At 31.5% G+C, this 26,091-nt stretch carries 24 protein-coding genes and 1 pseudogene; 24 read left to right on the plus strand and 1 reads right to left on the minus strand.

The genetic code is table 11. The annotated features are described in order from the left end of the window. Positions 1 to 35: 35 nt before the first annotated feature. From ULVI_RS09335 to ULVI_RS09425, 19 genes are all read left to right on the plus strand, one after another. Positions 36 to 344 carry a hypothetical protein gene (locus tag ULVI_RS09335; protein WP_068592095.1) on the plus strand — a complete coding sequence of 103 codons (309 nt, stop codon included), beginning with the start codon at positions 36 to 38 and terminating at the stop codon, positions 342 to 344. Positions 345 to 390: 46 nt separating this feature from the next. Further along, on the plus strand, positions 391 to 879 hold the full coding sequence (locus ULVI_RS09340; RefSeq protein ID WP_068592097.1) for a hypothetical protein: 489 nt from the start codon (positions 391 to 393) through the stop codon (positions 877 to 879). Between the two features lie 138 nt (positions 880 to 1,017). Next, the gene (locus tag ULVI_RS09345) at positions 1,018 to 2,127 is read left to right on the plus strand and encodes a Clp protease ClpP (RefSeq protein ID WP_068592099.1); all 1,110 of its coding nucleotides are present in this window, start codon (positions 1,018 to 1,020) and stop codon (positions 2,125 to 2,127) included. 27 nt (positions 2,128 to 2,154) lie between these two features. After that, positions 2,155 to 3,072: a hypothetical protein gene (locus tag ULVI_RS09350; protein WP_068592101.1), complete on the plus strand. Its 918-nt coding sequence runs from the start codon at positions 2,155 to 2,157 to the stop codon at positions 3,070 to 3,072. Between the two features lie 87 nt (positions 3,073 to 3,159). Continuing rightward, on the plus strand, positions 3,160 to 3,735 hold the full coding sequence (locus ULVI_RS09355) for a hypothetical protein (protein ID WP_068592103.1): 576 nt from the start codon (positions 3,160 to 3,162) through the stop codon (positions 3,733 to 3,735). Positions 3,736 to 3,816: 81 nt separating this feature from the next. Beyond that, positions 3,817 to 4,347, plus strand: coding sequence for a hypothetical protein (locus ULVI_RS09360; protein ID WP_068592105.1), 531 nt, complete (start codon positions 3,817 to 3,819; stop codon positions 4,345 to 4,347). Then, positions 4,334 to 5,467, plus strand: a complete 1,134-nt coding sequence (locus tag ULVI_RS09365) for a hypothetical protein (RefSeq protein ID WP_068592107.1) — start codon at positions 4,334 to 4,336, stop codon at positions 5,465 to 5,467. Before ULVI_RS09360 ends, ULVI_RS09365 begins: the two co-directional genes overlap by 14 nt. Beyond that, complete coding sequence (locus ULVI_RS09370; protein WP_068592109.1) at positions 5,467 to 5,997, plus strand: DUF6712 family protein; 531 nt, start codon at positions 5,467 to 5,469, stop codon at positions 5,995 to 5,997. The genes ULVI_RS09365 and ULVI_RS09370 overlap by 1 nt, the downstream gene beginning before the upstream one ends. Before the next feature lie 37 nt (positions 5,998 to 6,034). After that, positions 6,035 to 6,784 carry a hypothetical protein gene (locus ULVI_RS09375; protein ID WP_068592112.1) on the plus strand — a complete coding sequence of 250 codons (750 nt, stop codon included), beginning with the start codon at positions 6,035 to 6,037 and terminating at the stop codon, positions 6,782 to 6,784. 22 nt (positions 6,785 to 6,806) lie between these two features. After that, positions 6,807 to 9,308 (plus strand): hypothetical protein, encoded by a 2,502-nt coding sequence (locus ULVI_RS09380; RefSeq protein ID WP_068592114.1) that lies wholly within the window; start codon positions 6,807 to 6,809, stop codon positions 9,306 to 9,308. A gap of 31 nt (positions 9,309 to 9,339) precedes the next feature. Beyond that, on the plus strand, positions 9,340 to 9,786 hold the full coding sequence (locus ULVI_RS09385; protein WP_068592115.1) for a lysozyme: 447 nt from the start codon (positions 9,340 to 9,342) through the stop codon (positions 9,784 to 9,786). A 22-nt stretch (positions 9,787 to 9,808) separates the two neighbouring features. Continuing rightward, positions 9,809 to 10,345, plus strand: a complete 537-nt coding sequence (locus ULVI_RS09390) for a hypothetical protein (protein WP_068592118.1) — start codon at positions 9,809 to 9,811, stop codon at positions 10,343 to 10,345. Then, complete coding sequence (locus ULVI_RS09395; RefSeq protein ID WP_157632600.1) at positions 10,346 to 11,548, plus strand: phage terminase large subunit; 1,203 nt, start codon at positions 10,346 to 10,348, stop codon at positions 11,546 to 11,548. Beyond that, entirely contained in the window at positions 11,541 to 12,083 is a 543-nt protein-coding gene (locus tag ULVI_RS09400) for a hypothetical protein (protein ID WP_068592121.1), read from the plus strand. Before ULVI_RS09395 ends, ULVI_RS09400 begins: the two co-directional genes overlap by 8 nt. A gap of 5 nt (positions 12,084 to 12,088) precedes the next feature. Continuing rightward, positions 12,089 to 12,493, plus strand: a complete 405-nt coding sequence (locus ULVI_RS09405) for a hypothetical protein (RefSeq protein ID WP_068592123.1) — start codon at positions 12,089 to 12,091, stop codon at positions 12,491 to 12,493. Further along, complete coding sequence (locus ULVI_RS09410) at positions 12,493 to 12,975, plus strand: hypothetical protein (RefSeq protein ID WP_068592125.1); 483 nt, start codon at positions 12,493 to 12,495, stop codon at positions 12,973 to 12,975. The genes ULVI_RS09405 and ULVI_RS09410 overlap by 1 nt, the downstream gene beginning before the upstream one ends. After that, positions 12,975 to 14,159, plus strand: coding sequence for a hypothetical protein (locus ULVI_RS09415; RefSeq protein ID WP_068592127.1), 1,185 nt, complete (start codon positions 12,975 to 12,977; stop codon positions 14,157 to 14,159). The genes ULVI_RS09410 and ULVI_RS09415 overlap by 1 nt, the downstream gene beginning before the upstream one ends. Beyond that, positions 14,159 to 16,021 (plus strand): hypothetical protein, encoded by a 1,863-nt coding sequence (locus ULVI_RS09420; protein WP_068592129.1) that lies wholly within the window; start codon positions 14,159 to 14,161, stop codon positions 16,019 to 16,021. Before ULVI_RS09415 ends, ULVI_RS09420 begins: the two co-directional genes overlap by 1 nt. A gap of 52 nt (positions 16,022 to 16,073) precedes the next feature. Next, positions 16,074 to 18,893, plus strand: a complete 2,820-nt coding sequence (locus tag ULVI_RS09425; RefSeq protein ID WP_068592131.1) for a hypothetical protein — start codon at positions 16,074 to 16,076, stop codon at positions 18,891 to 18,893. 53 nt (positions 18,894 to 18,946) lie between these two features. Here the strand turns inward: ULVI_RS09425 and ULVI_RS09430 are convergent, their stop codons facing one another. Continuing rightward, the gene (locus tag ULVI_RS09430) at positions 18,947 to 19,201 is read right to left on the minus strand and encodes a hypothetical protein (RefSeq protein WP_197463499.1); all 255 of its coding nucleotides are present in this window, start codon (positions 19,199 to 19,201) and stop codon (positions 18,947 to 18,949) included. Positions 19,202 to 19,282: 81 nt separating this feature from the next. On the opposite strand from ULVI_RS09430, the gene ULVI_RS09435 reads away from it, so the two are divergent. The 5 genes and pseudogenes from ULVI_RS09435 to ULVI_RS09455 all read left to right on the plus strand — a co-directional run bounded on the left by ULVI_RS09435 (position 19,283) and on the right by ULVI_RS09455 (position 26,080). Then, positions 19,283 to 20,767, plus strand: coding sequence for a DNA/RNA helicase domain-containing protein (locus ULVI_RS09435; RefSeq protein ID WP_068592135.1), 1,485 nt, complete (start codon positions 19,283 to 19,285; stop codon positions 20,765 to 20,767). A gap of 10 nt (positions 20,768 to 20,777) precedes the next feature. Further along, positions 20,778 to 21,560: a hypothetical protein gene (locus ULVI_RS09440; protein ID WP_068592137.1), complete on the plus strand. Its 783-nt coding sequence runs from the start codon at positions 20,778 to 20,780 to the stop codon at positions 21,558 to 21,560. Positions 21,561 to 21,661: 101 nt separating this feature from the next. Further along, positions 21,662 to 22,378: pseudogene (locus tag ULVI_RS09445) on the plus strand (YifB family Mg chelatase-like AAA ATPase); the annotation flags it as partial. Positions 22,379 to 22,600: 222 nt separating this feature from the next. Continuing rightward, positions 22,601 to 23,875, plus strand: coding sequence for a hypothetical protein (locus ULVI_RS09450; protein ID WP_082830831.1), 1,275 nt, complete (start codon positions 22,601 to 22,603; stop codon positions 23,873 to 23,875). A gap of 21 nt (positions 23,876 to 23,896) precedes the next feature. Beyond that, a complete protein-coding gene (locus ULVI_RS09455) occupies positions 23,897 to 26,080 on the plus strand; it encodes a LodA/GoxA family CTQ-dependent oxidase (protein ID WP_068592139.1) in 2,184 nt (727 codons plus the stop codon). Positions 26,081 to 26,091 lie beyond the last annotated feature (11 nt).

Genomic DNA, 26,091 nt, shown 5'->3' on the forward strand with positions numbered 1-26,091 from the left:
TCCCAAATAATATTAAGACTAAATAAAAATGCAAAATGATAACCATCAAAAAACTAAATAATTTAATGTATGATGTTTCGATAGCTATATTCGGAACTAAGAAAATTGAGTTTGAGAATGAAGAATTAGCCAAAATGATAAAGGAAGATGTATTAAGTTATTTCTGGTCAATGGATAAAATGAATATAGCTATTGACATCGAAGAAATATCTGACGAAAGAACAAATAAGAAAGTTTATCTATTAAGATGTGAAGCTTTGTTAGTATTTAATGATGGACGTGATGATGATGCTAATACAATTGGAAACTATATTTCCAATTCTTTTTTAAATAAATTAGAATAAAACGGTCGTTTTTGGTTTTTCTACATATTTATTATAAAGAACTAATATGAAAACATTTACTGAACACATCAATGAAGAAACAGAAACGATAAAGCAATTCTTAAAAACTCAAAATAATATTGAAATCAAAGAAATTAAAAATGAAGGATATTCCAGATACGATTTCGATTTCATTTCTGGAACAACCGGAAACCCATTCAAGATATATGGAGTATGTGAAGCCAAAACACGAAATTCAAATAGTAATGATTATGGAGATACAGGAGTACTAATAGAATTGGATAAATTAAATTCCATCTGTAAGGAAGTTACAAGTAAGAAAGAAGAAAATATAAATGGAGATTACAGACCGTACTATCTTTCAAAATATAATGATGTAACATACCTTTTTAATTTAGAAAAATGTCAATTGGGAAACATAATATTTAAAAGATGTCCAAAAACATCATCAATTGATGGAAATACAGAATGGATAGACAAAGCTTGTTTTCTTCTTAATCCTAAAGATGCAATAATAAAAATCTACAATGATTAACTAACTACCGGATGTTAAGTTAATATAAAACCACCTCAAAAGGGTGGTTTTTTTATTCATACGTGAAACCGTTAGAAAAGGTAGCTCGCCACTTACCATATTACTAAAATACCTCTAAAATGGCTCATATAATAATATATGAGCAAAGCAGTAATTTTTATTGAAGGAGAAATAGGTGTTGATGTTGAACTAATTGATGTGGTAAGACAATACAAATCTTTTTCTAATCCAACTGAATTAGAAGTTATCGTTAATAGTCCGGGTGGATATGTTAACGTAGGTAAGTCTATATTTCAATACTTAAAAAATCTTCAATTACCTGTAACCACAATTGCAAAAGGAATGTGTGCTTCAATTGCATCATATATATTTTTTGCAGGGGATTCACGTAAAATTTATGAAGATGCCGAAATAATGATTCACCTACCTAGTGGTGGAGTGAGTGGAACAGCTCAAAACATAGAAGATTATTCAAAAGAAATGAGGGCTTTAGAATCAGAATTAGCTGAGTTCTATATGCCTTTTTTCAATTTAGATAAAGAAACAGTTTACAGCTTATTAGAACAAGAAAGCTGGATAAACAGTGATGCAGCGATGGATATGGGTATTGTAGATACAATCATAATACCATTAAAAGCCGTTGCAAAATTTGATAATAAAAATATAGATAAAAAAGAGAATATGAATAAAAACGAGAAGACATTATTCAAAGCAATCAAAGATTATTTCACAGGTACGATAGAGCCAAAAAATTTAATGGTTCAAGATGCCAATGGTGATGAAATAAATTTTCCAGAATTGTCTGCTGATGAAGTACCAGTCGTTAGAGATGGTGAAACAGCAGGTAGTAAAGCAGTTGACGGTGAAGGTAAGCCAATCGAAGGAGAAAGAACAGCAACTAATGGGGATGTTTGGAAATTCGAAGCAGGTGAATTAGTAGAAATAGTAAAAGCTGAAACTGAAGAAGAGGTTACCGAAGAAGCAACTGAAGAAGAAACTGTTGATGTGGTTGAAACTGAAGAAGAAACTGTTGATGTAGAGCAGGTAATTAACACAATAATCGATGGTGTAACAGCGAGATTGGAAGGGCAATTTAATGACCAATTCAAGACAATCAATACAGAGATAACAAGTATAAAAAAGAATGTTGGAAGCGATGAAGCAGAGGTGGAACCAACCAACAGAGTTAATAACACATCCGTAAACAAAAGAACGGATATGGCTTTCATAATGAGAAGCAAAAAATAATAAAAAAGGAAAAAATTAATTTAAAAAATGAGTTTAGATGTAACAAATTTTCAAGACATAGTTGTAAGAGAAAACAAAGCAATATTAAAGGCTTTATTCTCACAATCAGCAAATAAATATGCCTTATACCAATACGGTAATAAAGGTTCAATGTCAATCCCTGTAGTTTCTAAAACAGGAAGTTTACAACAAGGTAAATGTGTAGGTAAAAACGGTACAGTTGTAATGGAAGAAGTATTAGTAAATGTACTTCCATATACATCATATTTCGATATATGTGCTGATGACTTACAAGCAAAATATAATCAAGTATTAGCACCCGGTTCAAATAATGAAGGTGATATTCCAGATTCAGTAGAAGAAGGAATAGTACTTACAGAAGTTTCAAATATAGGTGAAGAATTATCCTTCAACGCTTGGCAAGGTGATACAGCAGGTAGTGGATATACTTTTACAGATGGTTTCATTAAGATGATTGATACTAAAAATGTTTCAATCGATGGTAACACCTCAAATGCTACTGAAATAACAAAGGGTAATGTAATTGGTTTAGTGGATGATATGATTGTAGCAATGCCGCAAAAAGTTAAAAGAGCAGGTGATGCAGTATTACTTGTTGGTTCAGATGTTTTTGAATTGTATATACAAGCATTAAAAGCTGCAAACTTATACCACTATGACCCAGAAATGGCAATCAACGGTATGTACAAGGTTCCCGGAACTAAAGTAACTATGATTGATGAATATGGATTAGAAGCTACCGATAGAATGTTCGCAGGATTTGGTGGAAATTTCATTCTTTCATCTGATGTTGAAGGTGAGCAAGAAATAATGGAAGTATGGTATTCAAAAGATGAAGATAAAGTAAACTTCAGAACAAAATTCAAATTCGGTTTAGGTTTAGCGAATGCCGATGAAATAACAGAATTTACTCTTTCAGCATAATAACTGAAAACTAATAATAAAATAGGTGAGTAGGTGGTGTAAAATGCACCACTTACATAACCTTCAAGATATAAATAATAATACAAAATGGCTTGCAATAATAAATTAACAAGTGACATATTACAAAGTTGTGATGACCTTCCAAAAAAAGGATTAGCAAATAACAAAGCTGTTATCGTTAATGTTTCAGATGTGGATTGGAGTTCAACAACTTCAAGCGGTGCAACTGTTACCTCACTTACATTAAAAAGTGGTAACACAGGTTATAAATTAGAAGATTTTAAAGACTTAGCATCAACTAATAGTAGTTTCGCTCCCAATGCTGAAGATGTTGATGGGTTTACACATTCTTGGTTATCGAGAATATTAACCACAAAAGCGGAAGATGCTGAATCAGCTAATCAACTTAAAAACGGTCGTTTCATAATGGTTGTGGAAACCAATTATGGTAGAGGTACTACTAATTCTTATAAAGTTTACGGATTTGAGAACGGTTTGAAATTGGCTGAAATGACCAATGGTTCTAAAGACAATAGCGGTGCTATCTTATACACTTTAACTAGTGAAGAAGGTACTGTAGAACAATATCCTTTTATGATTCTTAACGAGGGTGACTATGCAACTACAACTGCTTCATACGAAGCTTTATTTGCAGAAGTGTAATAACTTAAAATAATTAATGAAGATGCGGTTGGAAGGTGTAATAACTAACCAACCTTTTCTTCATATATAAACTATTTTCCAATGACTATTTCAGAAATACTACAACTCCCAAATAAGCAACTGAAAAAACATATAGATACATTGGTTATTGACTATAAAAATAAGACTGGTTATAATGTCTGTAAAAGCTGTGCAAGCGATGTGCAGAATATGTTATCAGCCCTAAAAAATATATATAAAATGACACAATTTCAATTAAAAAAACCACAAGTGATATATAAACTTGAAAAGGGTTCTTCAATCACAATATCTAATTCTAAAATGTCTGATGAATTAGCAATAGCATTTTTAAAAATAAATCCAAACAGATTAGAATTATTCTCGAAATATCCGGAGAATGTGAAAGAATTAATTGGTGCCGAAGAAACAGGAGATAACACTGAAAATGAAGAGGTTAAAACGGATAAGAAACCGTGTAGCGATTGTAAGAAGAAATCAAAGCTTTTAAACACGAATATGAATGATTTAAGAGCGAAATATCCAGAAATAATGGCAACATCTAAGAAAGATTTTGTTGACCAAATATTAACCCTTAAAAATGAAGATATATAATGCAGAAGTAGAAGACAGTATTTTATCTGTAAAGTACGATAAGAGAAACGGAATATATAATTGGGGATTGGATAACCTTCAACCACAATTGTTAGAAACATTAATAAATATGTCCGTTTCTGCTACTGCCTGTGTTAATCTTGTTGCAAAGCATATTTATGGCAAAAGTTTTGGAGAAACTGGAAATAAAATTGTTAATAATGATAACCAAACTTTAAACGAAATTCTTCGTTGTGCAGCCAGAGAATACGCTAAACACAATAACTGCTTTATACATATTTCCTACAATCTTTTACACGAAATAACATCGATAAAAGTACTCCCTTCGATGCATTGCAGATTAGGAGAAAAAGATGACTTGGATTTTCACGGAAAGATAATCTATTATGACAATTGGGATAAGAAAAATGGAAAAGTAGATGAATCAAAATACAGAATCTATGACCGCTTCAATCCTAATATAAATGTAATTAATGCGCAAATACAAAAAGCAGGTTCAATAAGTAGATATAAAGGGCAATGCATCCATTTACAGAAGGATAGTAACAGTATTTATTCATTAAGCAATATGAATAGTGTTATGGGTGAATGTATTGTAGAAAACAACTCTATGACCTTTAGAAGAAGGGGTAGTGAAAAAGGGTTTTTGCTTAGTAAAGCAATCTTAACAGCACCGATGACTAATGAAGATGATAGGAAAAATTTTCACAGAACAATAGACGGTTTACAGGGAGCAAAAAACGCTGGAAACTTTATACATTTTGAAGCACCAAATCATTCAGATAATTTAGATTCTCAAATTAAGTTACAGGATATATCTTCAGAGTATCAAGATAATATTTTTGAGTATTCAGATAGAATAGGGAGAAAGAATATTGCCTTAGCTAATGGTGTTCCTTTAGGATTAATAGATTCATCCGAAAGTTCATTATTTGGAAACAGTGGAGCATTATTGAAATCTATGAAACTCCAACTTTGGGAAGCAAAAGAGGAAGAAAGAGACATCCTAGAAGAAGCATTATCGATGCTTATGAACAGATTCCATATTCCTATTGAAGGAAAGTTAGAAATCATTAATCCTTATGAGCAAATAATAGAGAGTGAAACAACTGAAATATAATGAATCAATTAATTACAGCAGAAGAATTTGCGTCCAATAGGGATATTGGAGGTTTAAATAACAGAAATGGAAAGTTGGATTCTAATAAAATTTATGAATGTATTAAACTCGCTCAATCAATAGATTTATATGACATTTTAGGAGATTTTTTATTCGAAGTAATTGAAAATAAGGATGAAGAAACTTACAAAGACTTATTAAGTGGTTCAACATTCATAACTGAAGGAAAAGTATACTTTCAAGAAGGAATTAAGAGCATTTTAAGCGACCTTACATATAGTAGATATGTAGTAAGTGCAAATGTAAATTTTACTTCATTTGGTGCGGTTACTAAACTTACTGACAATTCGCAACCTGTGGATAGGAATTTACTTCGAGATATTCAAAAACAAACAGCGATAGATACAAGAATTAAGTTCAAATTCGTGGACAAATATTTAAGAGCAAACAGAAATCTATTTCCAAATTATGTAACTGGAAATAACCCAGATATAAATACCGGTAATGTGAGGTTCACATTAGTAAGATAATTAACAAATAAAATAGAATATTAACCCCAAATTTAATATGAGTGCTTATGAAGAAAGTATTAAAAGAATATTTGAAAAGATAACTAGAAAACAGGCATTTATAATGGCAATTATATGTGCAATCTTAATATTCTTATTCTTTTTCACTCCAATATTAGTTGATTGGGATGAAAAGAGAGCAGAAAGAAGAAAGGAAGTTCATTTAGAAGAACTTAAAGCTAAAGATGAAGCTAAAAAGTTAATGGATTCTATACGTTTTGAAAGAGCAAAACTAGAAAACGAGAAGTTCTTATATAAAAATGCCCAGATTGAAAATTTATTACAACAAATGGGTATGAACATTTTAGCTGCTTCATCAATATCAATTGTTTCAGTTCACAATGGAGGTGAAATAATGCTAACATCATCTGAATCATTAATTACAGTTCTATATACGAACGAATTTATCAGAGATGTGAATTTAAAAAAACGATATGATAATTACACCTTACATAGAGGGTATGGAAAATATTTTCTTATGATGTTGGAAGCTGAAGGGAAATCAATTTTCATTGAAGATGTTAGAAATTACCCAAACATTTATAATGGTAAGACCAAATCCAATATGGATTTTTTAGGTACTAAAAGTATTATTGGGGCATATATTAAAAGCGGAATAAAAGGCACTTATTTTATTTCAGTAAGTTTTCCCCACTATTACACAAAAGACAATATTTCGGCAGTATCAACACAAATTGAGGTTGAGCAGGCAAGAGATAGATTAGTTCAGTTGTTGGACGTTAAATAACAGATAAGTAGAATAAATATGAATGGCAATAATAATTAATACGGTAAATGATAAATATTTTACATTAAATAATGTCCAATATGCAAAAATTTATACCCCATTAAAACAGGGCTTAGAATACATTGCAATTTATAATCAATACGATACTAGACAACAAATATTAGGTTCAACTAAATACGATGAATTTATTATTAACGGGAATCAATATAATTCTCAATTCCTAACTATTGAAGCATTATTGCCTGTTGTTTTAAATAATCAATCAGGTGGTCCAGTTGTAATTGGTGGTAATTCAAATACAGGTTTATCAGCTATTAATGAAGGTAATGGTATTGGATGGAGATTAAAAAATAGAAACCCTCTTTTTTACGGTTCGATTGGTCATAGTGCAACAGATTTAAGCACTAGCGGTACAGATTCTGATTCCAAAGGGGCTACAGGAAATAATTCGTTTGCTAGTGGAAACAATACTATCGCATCAGGTACAAACAGTCACGCACAAAATAGTGGTACAGAAGCCAGTGGTAACAACTCTTTTGCACAGGGAGCAATAACGGTTGCATCCGGTGCGAATAGTCACGCAGAGGGGAATAATACTATCGCATCAGGTACAAACAGTCACGCACAGGGTAGAGTGTCTAAAGCTATTGGTAACAACTCTTTTGCAAGTGGTTTCAATGCTATTTCTAGCGGTGATACATCTACTTCAATAGGTGTTGATAATATTGCACATTCATTTGGAGAGGTTGTTACAGGGGTTTATGCAACTGATTATGTACCCAATTCACCATTTACTGTAAATTCAAATGATAGAATTTTTAATGTTGGTAATGGATTAGATAATGATAATAGAAGTGATGCATTAACCATATTAAAAAATGGACTAGTAACAGTACCTTCACTTTCAAATTCTTTAATTGAAGATGCAGCTGATGATGTAGTAGTTACAAAAGGCTATCTAAATAATATTATAGTTAGTGGTTCATCGTTTGTAGATGTTTCAAATGATTTATCAACTGAAAATCACTTATCAGATGCTTATCGAAATGGTAAAACAGGTTTTGGAACAAATCTAGTGAACGAAACAGTTGAAATAAGTGGTAGCACTAAATCTACCTATGAATATAATAATGGAACAACCACTAGTTTTCAGTTTGGCGGTGAAAACATTGCATCCGAGTTAGGTATTCCACAAAATGCACTTAAAGGGATTGTTTTAAACTATTATAATGACCCTAATTATCCAGACCTACGAAGTTTTATTTATTCTGGAAATTTTGAAGCAATTGGTGGTCAAAAAAATATATCATTAACACAAGGTCTTCAAAACATAAATGGAGATGCTTATGCTTTAGGGTTTTATCATCCACTTATTGAGGATAATTCTAACGATTTTCAAATTAAACTTAAAGCTAGGAATGCTAATACTGACCAATCCTATATACATATTAATTCTCTTGGATATAATGCTGAACAACCAATTTTGGGTAAAAGTTTAGAGTCAGATATTGAAATGCAGGCAAGAAATAATGAGGGGGAAAAATCCACAGTTTTCTTAACACCGCATACTTTTGAATATGATGGTCTATTAAAACTTAAAGGCTATGGAAAAATTTTTACTAAAGGATATACTCATCGTGATTCTTTATCTAAAACCGGAACAGATGCTACAACTATAGGTGATGCACAAACCATTTTAGGATTAGATGATGATGGAAATGTAATGGAGATTCCAACTAGTGATATTTCAAAAAAATATGCTTCAGATTCACATTTAAGTGGAGTATATACACAAATTGGTGGACAAGGAATTAATGATTTAGGTATGAATGGTATGTATGATAGATGTGTTACAACCGATGCTGATTTAAGAGGGGGTAGTATAAGTTTTAGTGCAACTACCGGTACTGCTACAATTCCAGATTCTAGTAAGAATTTAACTATAAACGGTGAATCTGACTATTTAACCATTAATGATATTTCTAATGATTGTGAAATAGAAGTTGTTATTGATAATGGTGAAAATGTCGAGGTATATGGAAGTGGAAGATGGCAACCATTTTTTCAGAAAAGAATTAAGGGAAATATTTATGGAAGATTTAGAAACATTAATGTTTCCGTTAGTTATGATAAAATGAATTGGTATGAACCTGAGAATGATAATTGGAAAACAACGGATTTTAGTGATTCAGAGGGAGAGTTACCAACTGTTTGGTTCGGTGGAAATGGTGCACCAAGTGTTCCCGGCACTACTTGGAGATATGTAAGATTTCAATTAAAGGACTTTGCTGAAGGTTCCAATAGTAATTTATCAAATAAAGCAACAATTGTTCAACTAGGTATGAGACATTATTCTGAAAAGTACGCACAGCAATATATCAAAAGAAGAGACGTATTTGGTTCTTCAGCACCTTTTACAGCAACAGATTTAGGTACTAAAGGTGAAATGAGAGTAACACAGGATTATATTTATGTATGTACAGCTACCAATACTTGGAAAAGAACAGCTCTAAGTAGTTGGTAAATCAATAACAGATAAGTAGAAGAAAATATGAATGAAACTATCAAACAAAGGAATTGATTTAATAAAAAAATACGAAGGATTTAGAAATAACGCCTATTTATGTCCGGCAATGATTTGGACTATAGGTTATGGAAATACATACTATCCTAATGGTAAAAAAGTAAAAGCAGGTGATATAGTCACTCTAAAGGAAGGAGAAGAATTATTACTTCATACAGTAAAGCGTTACGAAGATTGTGTTAACCAAAAAGTAACATCAAACATAAATCAAAATATGTTCGATGCCCTAACAAGTTTCACATACAATTTGGGGTGTGGTGCATTCTTAAAAAGTACATTATTGAAAAAAGTTAATTTAAATCCGAATGACCCAGATATTGCTTATCAATTTACACGATGGAATAAAGCAGGGGGTAAAGTTTTGAAGGGATTAACCCGAAGAAGAAATGAAGAAAGTTTCCTTTACTTCAGCGAATAATATAGTATAATTAATTAACCAAATGGCATTTAGCAAAGCAAAGAATTTTTTAGATAAGATGTACGAGGTAATGCAAGGAAATGAAAATTCGCTGTTATCCGAAAGGCAAATATTTCTTATTACCAATAATGAACTACCGGAAGAACAGAGAATATCTATGAGTTATTATGAATTCTTAAAAAGTGAGTCTCAAAATAATAAAAGAAGTATCAAAAATAGCCCTCAATTCACCGAAGAAGAAAGGGAACATTACTTACATATACTTGAATTAGGTAGAGCAAAACAGATTCAGAATTTAACCAAAGGCGCAACGGATGATGTTAAAAAGAATGCATATCCATATCTGGAAGTTTTAAAGATGAAATGTCCAAAATTTAGGAATAGTGGAAACAATATTCAAATAGGAAATGGAAACACTACAATTCAAATTACCGCTTCAAATGATAACCATAAAAATCTTATTGATAATTTAATTAATGGTGAAATAATGGATGTTGATTATGATGAATTAGAACCAGAAAAAATAGGAATAACGAAAAGAGATGAAGATATGGGATAAGTGAACAAGTACAGTACAACAACGGCATTTGAAAAGATATTAAGATTAACTAAACCTGTATGTATTATACAGGGTGGACAAGCCAGTAGTAAGACTATTTCAATACTGATGATATTCATTTATATAGCAATCAGTAAAAGAAATAACACAGTTTTAAGTATTGTAACTGAATCATTACCTAACCTTAAAACGGGAGCTATAAGAGATTTTGAAAACCTGCTTAGAGATATGGGTTTGTATTCAAAATTTGAGATAAACCAAACGGATAGAACGTACAAATTTGGTTCTAATATTATTGAGTTTTTTAGTGTTCAAGGTGAAAGTAATAGGTTAGGTTCAAGAAGACAGTATTTATATATAAATGAAGCTGACAGCATCACTTATGATACTTTTTTAGCACTTAAAGCAAGAACCGATAAAACCTATTTGGACTTTAACCCAAAAAAGAAGTTTTGGGTTCATACTGAATTGGAAAATGATGATAAAGTTGATTTTATAAAACTAACCTATTTAGATAATGAATTTATACCAAAATCAGAGTTAGAATCAATTCTTTGGTATAAGAATAAATATGAAGAAACTGGAAGTAAATATTATCTGAATAAATGGAAAGTATTTGGACTAGGAGAATTAGGTGTTGTAGAAGGTGGAATATTTGAAGAAGATAAAGATTGGTCGATAATTTCAGAATTGCCAGAAGAAGCAAGGTATATCGGAAGTTCCTGCGATTTTGGATTTTCGCACGTTACAGCCATTGTAAAGCTGTACAGATATTATGATAAAATAATTATCGATGAATCTTTATTCAAAAGTAGTTTAACAACTCCTAGAATAGCGAAACATATTAAAAATGATTCAGAGTTATTATCAACAGCTATCCCCTGTGATAGTAGCAGACCAGAACAAGTAAAAGAATTACGTTCATACGGTATTCCCTGTATCTCACATAAAAAAAGGGATGTATTATCCGGTATAGATTTAATGCATTCATTTGAAATTCTAATTACTTCAAGTAGTGAAAATGTAATAGATGAATTTAGAAACTACTGTTATGCTACAGACAAAAACGGTGTTTCATTAGGTGTGCCAAATAAGAGTATGGATAAGGATAACAGTATTGATGCAGCGAGATATGGATTTGAATACTTCTTATCAAATACCAGAAAAAATAACGGTGGTTTTAAGGTTTACAGCTTTGGATAATATCAAGAATTATAAATTAAAAGATTTTTTAAAACAACCGATTGAGAAAATAGAAAAGTATTTACAGATACTTCAATATATCGCACCAATTGAGACGGAAAGAGAAGTTTTTTATTTAAAGCTAAAACACGTTGAATTAATTAAAAGAACTATTAATTCTAACGATGATAAAGAAGTAATTAAAATGGTTTCTAAAGTTCAAAAAATTTCTAAAAAGGAAATATTAGAACTTGGAATAATTGAATTTTTTGGTATTGTCAATTCTATTAAAAATCAAGTAGAAAAAATAGTAGAAGCTGAAGAAAAAGCACTTCAATCAGAACATACAAATGCAAAATTTGAATTAGTGGAAGGTGGGAAGCGATTAGAAAAATTTGGGTTTTATAATGTATTGGATTCCCTTTCCGATGGTGATGTACTTAAATGGAAAAAAATAGAGAATCTTAGTTATGATATAGTTTTTACAAAGCTGTATTTGAACAGAGTTAAAAGCGATATACAAATTGATATGAATAATATAAAAAGTAAAATATAAAATGAATGTACGAATTTTTAAAACAGGTAGCAGAAGATAATAAGTACCCATTCCTGTATGCTAGAACGGATTATCAAAACCTATATAACGAACTGGAACAAGTTGATACCCCACACATTTTTTTAGACCCTGTACAGATAGATGAATCCTTTGGAGATTATAACGAAGTTGAAGAAACTACTTACATAGGTTCTTTTACAATTTTGGTTTCTTCTGATATTGATGAAGATTATGATTACAAGTATTTGAATCACATTAAACCTGTAGCAAAAGAAGGGGCAATTGTTATTAAAGAAGCATTGAGATGTGAAGGGAAATTTACTATTAATAATTGGCGTGAAACAGAAGTAGTTAATGCTTTTGATTACAATTTAGATGGGCTAGTTATCAGATTTAATATCACAGAATAATGGCAGCTTCAGAGCAAACAAATGATACCATTATAAAGGAAGAAATTCAATCGATTTTAGATGATATTTTAAAAATTTATAACCAAAGTGGTAAAAGAGTATCAGGTGAGTTTGAAAAGGGTTTAAAAGCTACTTACAAGCCTAATGAAGCCGAGATTGAAGGTTACATATACTTATCTGGTAGAGGTAAGACTCAACAAGGAAATAAAGGTGAACCGTATTTAGTTGAAAGAATCGAAGAATGGATTAAAAGTAAAGGAATAATACCTATTGAAGAAAGTATGTCTGTGACCTCTTTGGCGCACGCTATCGCTACGAAAATTCATAAAGAAGGAACTAATAAAGAGAACCATATAAAACCTTATGATGGGGTTATAACACCTCAAAGGATTGACAAAATAATAAAACGTGTATCACAATTCAATGTAGGATTATTCATTGATTCAGTAAACACCGAAATAGCAAAATTACAAAAGGTATAATGGCAATTACTTTTACTAAACAACCTATAGGAATATACCCTGCATATAATAACTCTTATATAGAATTCACATCATCTTTAGTTGGTGATAATAAAGCTGTAATTAATGTTGTTGATGTTGGAATTCTTTCAATATACAATTCAAATTCATTTACTATATATCCTAATGTAAGTGGTAAGTATTTATTTAATTTAAAAGATATTATAAAAGCAAAATTTAATAAATATGGTTTCGATGATTTGTATTCTGAAACACCTACAGCAGATGCAATGGATGGATTTGGAGAATCAATAGAGGGTACTTATTTACAGCAATTAATTTCAATTACTGTCTCAAATGATTCACAAACAGATACGATTAATAAAACTTACTATTTTTTCAAAGGTGTTAAACAATTTTCTGAATTAAGTGATGAAATAACCTTTAGTCCAGAGACACAAATTATAAACTCTAATCCAGAAATATTAAATATATCGGAAAACAATATTGATTTCTCATTGACCTATTTTGAAGGGTTTCCATTTGCATTCGATATAAAAAGAGTTCTGCAAAATAATGAAATAGTAATCAAAAATCTTAATACAGGTGTTATTGCTGATACATTGGAAGCTAATTCTAACAATGCATTTAGAATTTATGTCGATACCGGAACAATAAATTGGAATACCACAGAATTCTTACCATTAACAGATACATTAAATAGGTTGGAAATCTATAAACTAGATGGATTAAATAATACTTCCAATAAAACCAATCTGAACTTAAAAAAATACCCTTCAAAATGTGGTGTTTATCTAAAATGGTTCAACAATCAGGGAGGTTATAGTTATTGGCTTTTTGATGAATTCACAAAATATAGCCTGTCTGCAAAAGACCTAAAATCAGTAGCTTCAAATAACTTTAGGAATGTAAATGAAGGATTAGTAGCTCCAACTAAGTTGATAGGTAAGAAAGGTTCTGAAAGTGTAAGATTAAAAAGTAGAGTAGATGCTAATGAAGATAAATTAATTCAATCTTTATTCACATCACCTTCGGTACAAATGTATTCATCCAGTCAACCCTATGTTAATGGAAAATGGATAAATGTAGAAGTATCAAATAAATATGAGAATAGCAATAAGAAGTTAACGAATAACGTAGAGGTAACAATTGATTTACCAGATTTAATAACCCCAACTTTATAATGAACAATTTAACCGTAAATGGTTATAATTTGGATTTGTATGATAAAGAATTAATCAATCTAAACTATAGCATAAATGACATTGGAGATGTAAGTACAAGAAATAGTACATATTCAAATACCATAACAATTCCCAGAACTGATAATAATTCATTGGCACTCGATGGATTGGGTTTTATGGGTAATACTTCCAGAATACCATATCAAAAAGTAAGATGTTCATATTCACAAAACACAATCCCATATATATCAAATGGGTATTTAGAGGTTACAGATACTACATTAGATTCATTTAAAATTGTTCTCTATGATGGTATCATCGATTTAAAAGAAAGGTTGAAAGAAAAGAAATTAGAAGATTTAAACCTTACAGAATATAATCATATACTAACACAGCAATACTATTTAGATAGCTTTGAGAATACCGAGGGAATAATATATGCACTTGCAGATTATGGTGTAAAAACACCCTTTACATCAATAAGAATTGATTACCAAGTTCCAAATCTATATGCGCATACGTTATGGAATGAGATATTAACACAAAACGGATATACTTATTCTGGAAATATTTTTCAAACTGATGATTTTAAATCCTTAGTTGTGAGTCCAACAAATGGTTTTAACGTTATTGATAGTGCAGCATCCCTAAATTATTTAATTGATTTTTCAACTGATGATTTATTTATTAATGAATCAAACAATAATTATTTTACAACTATCCAATCATTAACCTTTAATGAAGATAGTACAAGTGTTTCGAATTTTTCGATTAATGGAGATGGAAACATATTTATTAATGAAGATGGTAGATACAAACTATCAATAAATACTTCTAATAATATTTTATACGGTGAAGCATTAATAAGATTGCGTAAAGATGATGGTAACATTTATACTTTTTATTATGATGAATCAGGTGCTTCCAACTCTGAGGTGGTAATACAAGCTAATGCTGGAGAAATTATTTCTGGTGTTGTCGAAGCTAAATCTGAGTATTGGGAACCAAGAGATGAAGAAAGAATTGTAATGACCGTTGATGTTTCTATTGAAGTCGAAGAATTATCCGGTGGTCAAATTATTGACTTGAATGATTTATATAAGGATGTCAGCCAAGAAAAATTAGTTAAAGATATTATGCAACATTTTGGAATGATTGTAAAATCAGCTACTGAAAACCATCTACACTTTATCACAATGGAAGAATTACTATCTAATAAAAATGGGGCTGAAGATTGGAGCAGTAAAATTAATGAAATTAGTAATGAGAGTTACAAATTGAGTAGCTACGGAGAAAATAACATATTGAAATATAATTATGTCGAAGATGCTGAAGAATTGTATAACGGAAGTTTCCAAATCGATAATGAACATTTAGAAAATGAAAAAACATTATTCACTTCAATATTTGAAATTAAGAAATCAAATTTCAATGTTGCAAATAATCCAGTTTACACCATACCATTATGGAGTGAAGAAGAGGATGACAATGATAATCCAATTGATGTTAGCGGTACTACAACAGTATCATTATTCAATATAAAGAAAGTCATAAAAGATATAGGGATTGTTCAATATAGTAATGGTGACTTAGAACTGTTAGATGATATTGAAGTTCCTTTTTTAACCTATAACAATACTGATTATCAGTACTTCATTGATAATTATTATGAAGAATTAAACAAGCTATTAAATACTAATAAAATATTAAGTGTTGAAGTGAATCTAAACCCTATTGACATTCACAACTTAGATTTTTTCAGATTAAAATATTTAAAACAAACAGGGAAATATTATTATCTCAATTCTTTGAAAACTGCTTCAAATGGTATTACCAAAGCACAGTTAATTGAGATAAACTAATACCATATTAATAATGGTGCATTAGCACCACAAAATAAAGAACTATGGAAAAATGGCAGAAACATTTAAAATTGCGTCACTTAAAATCGATGTCGATGATGTTTTAAAAAAATCAGCGCAATTAAAAACCCAAATCGATAATTTAAAAGCTACCCAAAAAGGACTTAACACTTCAACTATTGAAGGTCAACGTGCATATACAGAAGCAGCAGCCAAATTAAAGAATTTAAATAAGAGTTATAACGATTCTCAAAAGTTAGCAGCTTCACTTCTTACAGTTAATAAAGACCTAGAAAAAACACTTCAAGTTGAAAATAAAACTACACAAGAATTATTCGATTCCAGAAGACAATTAAATGAAGTCGCTAAGAATCTTAAAGGAGATTCAGAAGAAGAAATAGCTTTAAGAACTAAGGTTAACAAAGCTATTGATGAACAAACTAAACAAATAAGGTCACAACAATCAGAATTTAATTCTTCAAAAGATAAGATTGGAGAATATGAACAAGCCATTAATAAAGCTATTCCGGCTAACTCATTTTTAGGAAAATCTATTGCAACTACAAAAGATGCCTTAAATGTTGTTACACCAGTTTACAATAAATATAAAAGTTTAGTTAGTGAATCTGTTTCTGATATTCGTAATGCTGCATCATCTACCGAAGGACTAGGTAAAGCACAAAAAGTGATGGCAGTTGCTACTTCAATTGGAAGTAACGCATTAAAATTATTTAGAGTTGCACTTATATCTACAGGAATTGGTGCCATTGTGGTTGCTTTAGGTAGTCTTGTGGCATTTTTAGGTTCAACACAGAAAGGTATTAATGCTGTAAATTCGGTGCTAATCCCACTTAGAACAGTATTTGAATCTTTATTTGGATTACTTCAAAAAGTAGGTGAAACATTATTTGATGCATTCAGTAACCCAAAAAAAACTATTCAACAAATTAGTGATTTAGTAAAATCTCAATTGATAGATAGATTTGAAGGATTGAAGAAGATATTAAAAGGAATATTCACTTTTGATTTATCTAGTATTAAAGAAGGTGTTGACCAAACAAATAAAGCTAATAAGGTTATTACAGATGGTATTAAAAGGACTGCTGATGTAATTGGTGGAACAATTACCGATGCAATTAAACGAGGTCAAGAATTGGCAAAATTACAAGCTGAATACAGTAGAGGTGAAGCAGATTATATTGTTCAAGTTGCAAAGCTTAAAGAAGAATTTAAAGCACAAAACAAAATTGCAGAAGATACCAATGGAACTTTTGAAGAACGTGAAAAAGCTGCAAAAGAAAGTATTGAAACTCAAAGAAAAATCAATGCATTGGTTAATGAAAGATTAGACCAAGAAATAGCAATTCTTAAAAACAAACAATCCAACAATGATACATCAGATGCTGAACGTGCTGAATTAGCAAAGTTAATTGCTGCAAGAAATGAAGCAAATGCAACAGCATTGGAAGCCGAAACAACCCAAAATAATAAAGTTAATACTATTAGAAAAAGTGCTGCTGATGCTGCTAAGAAAAGAAGGGATGAAGAATTAGCAGCTAAGAAAAAATTAGCTGATGAAGCTATAAGACTACAGGAAGCAGAATTAAATCTTTTTATACAACAACAGGGAATAAAGTCAAAAACATTAGAAGAACAATTAGTAACTGAAAAATATTTAGCTGCTAAAAGTGAAGAAATACTTAGAGCCAAATTAGAAAATGGTAATCTGATTCAAGAAGAATATGATGCAGAACTTCTAAAGATTAAAAATAACCTATCTACCAAATTAGCTGAAATATCAGTTGATAATGCGCAAAGAGAATTAGAAGCATACATTTCAGCGAATCAATCTAAGATAGATTCAGAGCAATATTTTTCTGATGAATCATTAAGAATTGAACAAGAAAGATTAGATGCAATTGCAGAAAAAAGGAGAGAATTCGCACAAGCTCAATTAGAAGCAGGGGCAATTAATCAAATAGAATATAATGATTTAATCAATGAAATTAATGAAGAAAATAGAATTGCCAATGAAGAACTAAAAATTGAACGTGATGAAGCTGAAAAGGAACAAAAGTTAATTGATGCTGAAAACCAATTAGCAATCGATGAAGCTAATTATCAAAGTCAATTTGCTTTAGAATCTGCAAGGTTAGAAAAAAAGAGATTAGCTGAAATAGCCAATGCAAAAAAGACAGGTGCAGATATTACCCTTATCAATCAAAAGTATGCGGTGTATCAGGAAGAAATTGATAATGCAAAATCGCAAGCTAAAGTAGATAATGCTGCAACCGTATTTGATGGTATTGCAGGGCTTTTAGATAAAGAAAGTGCAGCAGGTAAAGCTGTAGCACTTGCACAGGCAGGTATCAATGTAGCACAGGGTGTTACAAAAGCAATTGCCGATGGTGGTATATTAGGTATTATTACTGGGGCTATTGTAGCAGCAACGGGTGCTATTTCAATTGGTAAGATTTTAAACACCAAGAAACCTGAGAAACCATCCAGAGGTTCAACACCAACATTTGCAAGAGGTGGATTATTAAAAGGTAACTCACATTCACAAGGTGGAATACAAACCCTCTTCGGAGAATTGGAAGGTGATGAAGCTGTGATTAACAAAAGGTCAACAGCTATGTTTATGCCATTGTTAAGTGCTATAAATGAAGCAGGTGGTGGAAGAAGATTTGCTGATGGTGGTTTATTAAATAATGCTAGTATATCTACCCCAAAAAGTTTTATTGACTATGATTTATTAGCTTCAAAACTATCGGATGCAAATAGAAGTTTACCTAATCCTATAGTTGGTGTTGATGAGATAAGTAGAGTAACCAATACGGTAAGTGTTATTGAATCATCAGCATCATTCTAAACACTTATTCATTTAATATAATTAAACCCTTTAGAATTTCTCTAAGGGGTTTTTTATTGATTCGTTTTAAATGCTAAATAACTTGAATATTTATCTAATAATTTACCAGAATTAAAAGAATTTATTTCTTTAGTAGCCAATGTTTCAGAATCACATATTATTTCGATAAAGAAAAAATTATTAGAATATAATCCGTGCTTTTCATTTCCAACGGTGTGAACATATAAAAATTCCGATTGTTGAAAAATAACATCTTCCTTTTTAGATATAGATAAATTATTAAATTCTGTTATAGTCATTAATTTCAAAAGTAATTAATTTCTTTATTGTTTTTAGTTATATATATTTACAAAGCTTGATTAACTCCCCAGTTCAATCAAAACTCTTTTATGACCGAAGTTAATATATTGTCGATTACACAAGCATACAAAACGCTTGATGAATCCCTTTTTAAAAGATATTGTGACTACCTCAAAATTAATCCCAAAAAAAGTGAATTAGATGATTTAGCAATTTTTGTTGAATACATAAATACAAACTGTTTTCATTATGACCATCTGGATAAATATTTTTACAGTTATAACATACCCCAAATAAGTAAGGAATTCGACTTACTTAGATTCGGTACAGAGTTCAATATTAATATTGAAATTAAAAGGGAAAGTACCGAAAATAAAATCTTAAAGCAACTAATAAAGAATAGATATTATCTAAGTTTTTTAGATGGAGATACCCAATGTTATACTTTCATCTCAAGTGAAAAAAAGTTGTATAAACTTAATAATGATAATGAATTAATTGAGTTTGGTATATATGATTTAAGAGAAATTTTAATTCAACAAGAAGTTAAGTATATTTCTGACATTGATAAACTTTTCAATCCGTCTAACTATTTGGTTTCACCGTTTAATTCTACGGAAAAATTTGTTAAGGGTGAATACTTCTTAACTGGTCACCAACTCGAAATAAAAACAAAGAGTTTAAAAATTTTAGGTGATAATACAATTCCTTCATTTGTTTCAATTATAGGTAAAGCAGGTACAGGAAAATCACTATTAGCATATGATATAGCCAAAGATTATATTGAACTTAACAAATCAGCATTATTAGTCCACTGTGGTATTTTAAATAAAGGGCATTTTAAATTAATTGAAGAATATAATTGGACTGTTACAGCAATTAAATATTTACATAATTATGACTTAACTAATTACGATTTGATTGTAATTGATGAAACCCAAAGAATATACCCAAGACAATTGAATACAATTATTAAAAAAATACAGGATAATAATTTGTCGTGTATTTTTTCTTATGACAAAAAGCAATGGTTGAGATTAGGTGAAGCATATAACAACATTGATGATTTAATTAAAACTAAAACATCTTGTAAAGAATTTAATCTAACTGATAAAATTAGAACCAATAAAGAAATAGCTTCATTTATAAAGGCATTATTTAATAATAGTGTAGCTGTACATAAATTAAATAGGTCAAATATTGAGTTAAAGTATTTTAAAAATTCGGCTGATGCTAGGGAATATATTGAATTATTAGGTGAAGAAGATTGGAAAATTATTAACTATACTTCATCGAGAAGTCATAGACTACCTTATGATAATTTTGCAGTTAATGAACAGGATAATGCACACGGTGTTATAGGTCAAGAATTTGATAAAGTTATAGCTGTTCTTGATTCTCATTTCTATTATCACAACAACGAGTTAACTACCAAAGCATATCAGAACAATTATTATTATCACCCAACCAAAATGTTATTTCAAATAGTAACAAGAACGAGAAGAAAATTATGTGTTATCGTAATTAATAATAGTGTGATAATGGATAGGTGTTTAAATATTCTTAACGTATAAAAATTATAATATGAGTTACTATTTTTACAACGAGGTAAAAGTTGATTTAATGAGAGCAAAACTGCACGTAACCATTAATGATAATTGGTGGCCCGATGAGATGCACAAATTAATTGAATCTATTGATTTCCTCTATAATGTACAATTGGTATTAAAATATATTAAAGTTAAAAAAAACGAAAGCGGATTCCCATATTATGTTTTGCCGATAAATGTTTTGAAAGAGGATGATAAAAACATTAATCAGGTGGTAGAACTTATTTCACACAGTTTAATGAATAAATACCCTAAAGTTCAACCTGAACTATTTAATGTATTAGCAAAAAGATTTAAAATTGAATATCAATTAGATTTAAAATTATTAAAATATAATTCTCCGGGGTCACTTGACTTTTTAGGAATTGGTAAATGCTTAGAAGTCATTACAAACTTCTTTTTAAAATTAAGACAGGACAATCGTGAAAAAAGTAGATATTTAGATGGAGAATATTTAAGAAATATAAGGAAAAGAAAAGAGTACGAGGAATTGAAAAATTTAGTTTCTCAAAACGAGTCTAAACGCCAACTAGATAAAATAAGCCTATCTCGTGCAGAAGAAGAATTGAAATCTTTAAAAATCAGAAATGTTCAAGAATTTTTAATTTTAGTTAACAAATTTGATGACTTGCCTTTATCTAAATTTTCCTTAGTTCGTGAGAAGGTGGAATCTTCTTTAGATTTATTAGATGAACTAAGAGTTTTTGATAAATTAGATAATATACAAATTGTACCAGATGATGAAAATGATTATTAAAACCCTCAATTTTAACAACTAAATTAAAGAACAAATTATCTACTAGAAATATGTGTTAAAGTTTCAGGATAAATATTTCCTTTTAATTATTTACCACCACAAATAATAGAATAACAGATGTAGCGTTAGTCGGAGGAGGTACGTATCCACAGCCAGGAGAGATCTCGTTGGCACACAATGGAGTATTATTCTTAGATGAATTACCCGAGTTTAAGCGTGGTGTTCTGGAAGTAATGCGGCAGCCCTTAGAAGATCGAGACGTAACAATCTCCAGAGCAAAATTTACAGTGACATATCCATCAAGCTTTATGCTGGTGGCAAGTATGAACCCCAGTCCAGGAGGATATTTTAATGATCCCGATGCACCGGTAACTTCTTCGCCCGCCGATATGCAACGGTATTTAAGCAAGATTTCGGGACCATTATTAGATCGTATCGATATTCATATAGAAGTTACGCCAGTCCCTTTCGAAAAACTTTCCGAAGAACGAAAAGGAGAATCGAGTATTGCAATACGGGAACGCGTGACTACGGCACGGAAGATCCAGGCAGAGCGGTTTAATTCCTTCGGAAACATACACTACAATGCACAAATGGGAGTCAAACAAATTAGAACCTATTGCAAACTAGATGCTCCTTCTTTAGAGCTTCTAAAAACTGCGATGGAGCGCCTAAGCCTATCTGCGCGTGCGTACGACCGTATCTTAAAAGTGTCCCGCACCATTGCAGACTTAGATGCTTCCGAAGCAATTACCGGTACGCATATTTCTGAAGCCATTCAATATCGAAGTTTGGATCGCGATGGGTGGTTTGGGTGATTCATATGCTATAAAATGTCCTTTCTAAATACTTAAATAATTGATTTTCTGAAAATTACGTATTTATACGTAGTTTATAACTAGCAGGTTGTTCCTATTTTTATAGAAGCAAATACCTGCAAGTCATTCTAATGTGATAGGAGGTGTTGCAATAAAACTTAACACTAAAACATCTAAATTATGAAGACCTGTAAAGTAACTATCCTATTAATATGTGCTTTTATGTTTTTCATAGCATGTAAAGATCAACCAAAAAAGGATTCTAAAATTAAAGAGGATACAAAGGAAATGGCTGTAAACATTCCTTGTTCCGCACCTTCAGACTGGTTTGGAGGCAGCATACCAGTACCAGCACCAGAAAAATTTCCACAGATAGATGTCACTAATTGTGATTTTCATCAAATCTCATGGCAGTATTTTCTCTGGCTTACAGAAGAGGTAAATGGAACGCCAAGATTTGAGTCTTTATATACCGATAAAGCGATTCTCCCAGAATTTAAAGATGATCAATACCATATACTCGATCTTATTGAACAAGCTCTTTCCAAAGGGATATTGATCGATAAGAACAATAGAGCTGTTTATGGAAATATCATGATAAATGAAATTTACCGTGATTATATTCTTGACAATAAATTGTACGATCCAGAGACAATGAATGGTTTCGATCCAACGGCAGATTTTCCAGTAGGAGCACTTTCGGCAAAGGCCACTTGGAAAATTGTACAACCCGATGAAGATGCAAGTAATTTATATACGAAAAAAGCAGATATTGAATTATTAACACTTGTGGACGGATTTCCGAGAGTGCCTAAAAATAACCCTAAAATACAAAAGAACGTAGAAGTTGCTCTAGTTGGGTTTCATATAGCAGTTGTAGTAGAAGGGCACTCAGAATTTATATGGGCTTCTTTCGAATTTAAAGACAATGCTCCCAATTTTGCAGCTAACCAAGATCCTAACGGGATTGTATCTGATAAAGATTGGTTGTTTTATGATGCTAATACTATTGCCCGACAAACAAATAACGACAATGTAGGTATAGCAAAATTTATAGATGAAAATGCACAAACCGTTTCTCCCGTAACACAAGTAGCCCGACAATACATTAATGGAGGTGGGGATGAAACGAACCAAAAAAATATTACCAACCTAAATGAAAATGTTGCAAGTCAAATTTCTGCACAATCTGTATGGCGAAATTATTTTGAAGTCGGCGCTGTGTGGTTTAATACCTCTAAAGGCACACTAGCACCAAATTGGAATCCTAATGTGGTAGATAGTATGGTAACGGGATCAATTAAACTTTCTAACGCAACGATCGAAACCTTTACCCAAAAAGTACGATCACAAAACCAATGTTTCAGTTGTCATAATTCTAATGCAATGACCAATGTACCAACGGGTATGAAACTTTTAGGAGGAAAAAATATAAATCTTAGTCATATCCTATTAAACAATTACAACGATGGTAAAGAAATTCCTTTACCTAACTAGTCACACCTAAAGCATATAATTATGAGCAATACAACACTTAGAATACATCCCGCAATTGGAATGGCCAGAGTAGGTAATAGCAAAGAATATTATTTAGGTCCCGAAACAATGGCGGCCCAACCCCAAGAAGGAACAGTAATAACTGGAGGGCTTCCAATTAAACCAGGCACAGATAGTACAACAATTACTAGTGCCGATTTACGAGATAGTGATGGAAGATTAAAACGACAAGCCGCTCGATTTAAAATATTTCAGTATCCAGAAGAAGGGGATGTTTATAGCTACCCTGCACCTGCTGGCAAAGAGGTTCTAATAGGTTCTATGATAGATGGAAAAAAGGTGATCGATATTATATGGACAACTCATTTAGCAAATAAAAAAGCCAATTGTTGGGAGATTGACGAAGATGCAAATCAAGGAATTGCATTGTATAAAGAGCATGAAGCGACGTACGATGGACAAACATTTCAGGTAAAAACACCTCCGCTACGCAATCCAGACTTTGCTTCCGAAGAAAAACAAAATCCTTACAAAGTAAATGCTTCAGATCCCATACGGTTATCTAAATTAATAATAGATGCAGGTCCTAGAGCTATTAAAGCTAGTGAGGGAACTTCAGCAGTACCTTTCGATAAAAATTCGATAGCAAGTTATTATGATAGTGTTTCAGAAGGAATTTTAATCAATGAAAAGTATCCCATTCAGTTTCCAGCTTCCGAAGGAATTAGTAGCGACGGTAGTGATCCAATAAGCTATTTGGGAGAGCTACGTACCGAACCCAACGGGCGACTATTAGTGTTAGGGGGTCACGGACTGGCATGTGCATTTGATGATAAGGGAAATTTCGATGCCACTCAAGGACTTTGCAAAGACGTAGATAATAACAATTGGTTGGACGATACATCCGATGGACCCGTGACAGCAGTAGTAGTATTCGAAGATGGCACGAAGCAGCCTATCGAAGGAAGTGCATGGGTTGTTGCTACAGATCCTGCCTACGCGCCACAAACATTAAATGTGGTTTCCTTATGGGATGATATGTATAATACATGGTTAGAAAAATTTAATTTACAGCCAGATGTGTATGCCAATGGAAATTATATAGCTTCATATATACCATCGTTTAAGGAGGATGTTTTTCCCACCTTAAATGCAGCCCACATGCAAATGTGGAACACCAATTTACCTGAACAGGCAATTTCTGCACACCAAAGAATGAAAAGTCTAACACTTTCAAAACCAGGATTCGATATTATGCAATTTATTCGTAATCCAGATGGTTCTCAAGAAGATGTTGGTGCTCCTTTAATGCCACTATCACTTGGAGATGCTGCTAAAAGTTTTCTAACACTTTCACCACAACAATACTTTTTTCTGAAACAATGGAATGAGGGGAAATGCAAACAAGAAACTAATACACCATTAGGTGAAGGAGAATTACTAGATAAAACTATTTTGGTGAATTGTTTGGGAGGGCGATTTAGCCCAGGAATCGATCTAACTTTTATTGTTAGAGATCCACTTTTTTATAATAGTGACTGGAAGAATCCAGCTATTGGAGCTTTTAGAGTAAATTACCAACCGCAAAATTATAATACTGCAACTACTGAAACCCCATTTTTAGGAGTGGGATACATTCCTTTACAATCGGGAAATGTAGAGCCAGGAGATCTTTGTAAGTTCATGGCAATACCTTGGCATACCGATTATAATTCTTGTGCAACACATACCCCAGATCCAAATCCTGGAGGAAAACTAAATAAAGAGAATTTATATTCTGGAGATGTAAACACTACCTTATTTTGGTCTTGGCCCGCGCAACGACCCGTTGCCGTGTATACTTTTGAGGATCTTATGGCTAATACCGATATAGGAAAATTACCCGAACAACGCTATTCTTTGCGAGGAAAAGGTACTGGAGCAGTAGAAAATATGCCGCCACCCCCAGGTTGCCCAATGCACAATCCGAAACCTTTCGATATGAAAGCAATGAATGTGGGACGCTATCAAAATAGAAGAGATTTTCTTACCAAATGGATGGATATAGGGATTATCATGCAAGGACCAGCAATAGAAGGATACCCTTCAGATTTTGACACCGATTATTTTCTAGAAGTGGAAAGCGGTTTCATTACAGATGAAAGCAATAAAGTAATTTTTTGGCCAAACGTAGTTGACGACGAGGTATATCCTCCTAAAGATTAATATTAAAGCTA

Origin of the sequence: Cochleicola gelatinilyticus (assembly GCF_001637325.1) — a bacterium.
GTDB classification, from domain to species: domain Bacteria; phylum Bacteroidota; class Bacteroidia; order Flavobacteriales; family Flavobacteriaceae; genus Cochleicola; species Cochleicola gelatinilyticus.

Coding starts and splice junctions, on each gene's coding strand:
- ULVI_RS09450 (WP_082830831.1), top strand. CDS start 22,601: ATGTTTTTCATAGCATGTAAAGATCAACCAAAAAAGGATTCTAAAATT.
- ULVI_RS09335 (WP_068592095.1), top strand. CDS start 36: ATGATAACCATCAAAAAACTAAATAATTTAATGTATGATGTTTCGATA.
- ULVI_RS09455 (WP_068592139.1), top strand. CDS start 23,897: ATGAGCAATACAACACTTAGAATACATCCCGCAATTGGAATGGCCAGA.
- ULVI_RS09440 (WP_068592137.1), top strand. CDS start 20,778: ATGAGTTACTATTTTTACAACGAGGTAAAAGTTGATTTAATGAGAGCA.
- ULVI_RS09370 (WP_068592109.1), top strand. CDS start 5,467: ATGAATCAATTAATTACAGCAGAAGAATTTGCGTCCAATAGGGATATT.
- ULVI_RS09350 (WP_068592101.1), top strand. CDS start 2,155: ATGAGTTTAGATGTAACAAATTTTCAAGACATAGTTGTAAGAGAAAAC.
- ULVI_RS09345 (WP_068592099.1), top strand. CDS start 1,018: ATGAGCAAAGCAGTAATTTTTATTGAAGGAGAAATAGGTGTTGATGTT.
- ULVI_RS09360 (WP_068592105.1), top strand. CDS start 3,817: ATGACTATTTCAGAAATACTACAACTCCCAAATAAGCAACTGAAAAAA.
- ULVI_RS09375 (WP_068592112.1), top strand. CDS start 6,035: ATGAGTGCTTATGAAGAAAGTATTAAAAGAATATTTGAAAAGATAACT.
- ULVI_RS09410 (WP_068592125.1), top strand. CDS start 12,493: ATGGCAGCTTCAGAGCAAACAAATGATACCATTATAAAGGAAGAAATT.
- ULVI_RS09355 (WP_068592103.1), top strand. CDS start 3,160: ATGGCTTGCAATAATAAATTAACAAGTGACATATTACAAAGTTGTGAT.
- ULVI_RS09380 (WP_068592114.1), top strand. CDS start 6,807: ATGGCAATAATAATTAATACGGTAAATGATAAATATTTTACATTAAAT.
- ULVI_RS09365 (WP_068592107.1), top strand. CDS start 4,334: ATGAAGATATATAATGCAGAAGTAGAAGACAGTATTTTATCTGTAAAG.
- ULVI_RS09340 (WP_068592097.1), top strand. CDS start 391: ATGAAAACATTTACTGAACACATCAATGAAGAAACAGAAACGATAAAG.
- ULVI_RS09390 (WP_068592118.1), top strand. CDS start 9,809: ATGGCATTTAGCAAAGCAAAGAATTTTTTAGATAAGATGTACGAGGTA.
- ULVI_RS09415 (WP_068592127.1), top strand. CDS start 12,975: ATGGCAATTACTTTTACTAAACAACCTATAGGAATATACCCTGCATAT.
- ULVI_RS09420 (WP_068592129.1), top strand. CDS start 14,159: ATGAACAATTTAACCGTAAATGGTTATAATTTGGATTTGTATGATAAA.
- ULVI_RS09405 (WP_068592123.1), top strand. CDS start 12,089: ATGTACGAATTTTTAAAACAGGTAGCAGAAGATAATAAGTACCCATTC.
- ULVI_RS09425 (WP_068592131.1), top strand. CDS start 16,074: ATGGCAGAAACATTTAAAATTGCGTCACTTAAAATCGATGTCGATGAT.
- ULVI_RS09435 (WP_068592135.1), top strand. CDS start 19,283: ATGACCGAAGTTAATATATTGTCGATTACACAAGCATACAAAACGCTT.
- ULVI_RS09385 (WP_068592115.1), top strand. CDS start 9,340: ATGAAACTATCAAACAAAGGAATTGATTTAATAAAAAAATACGAAGGA.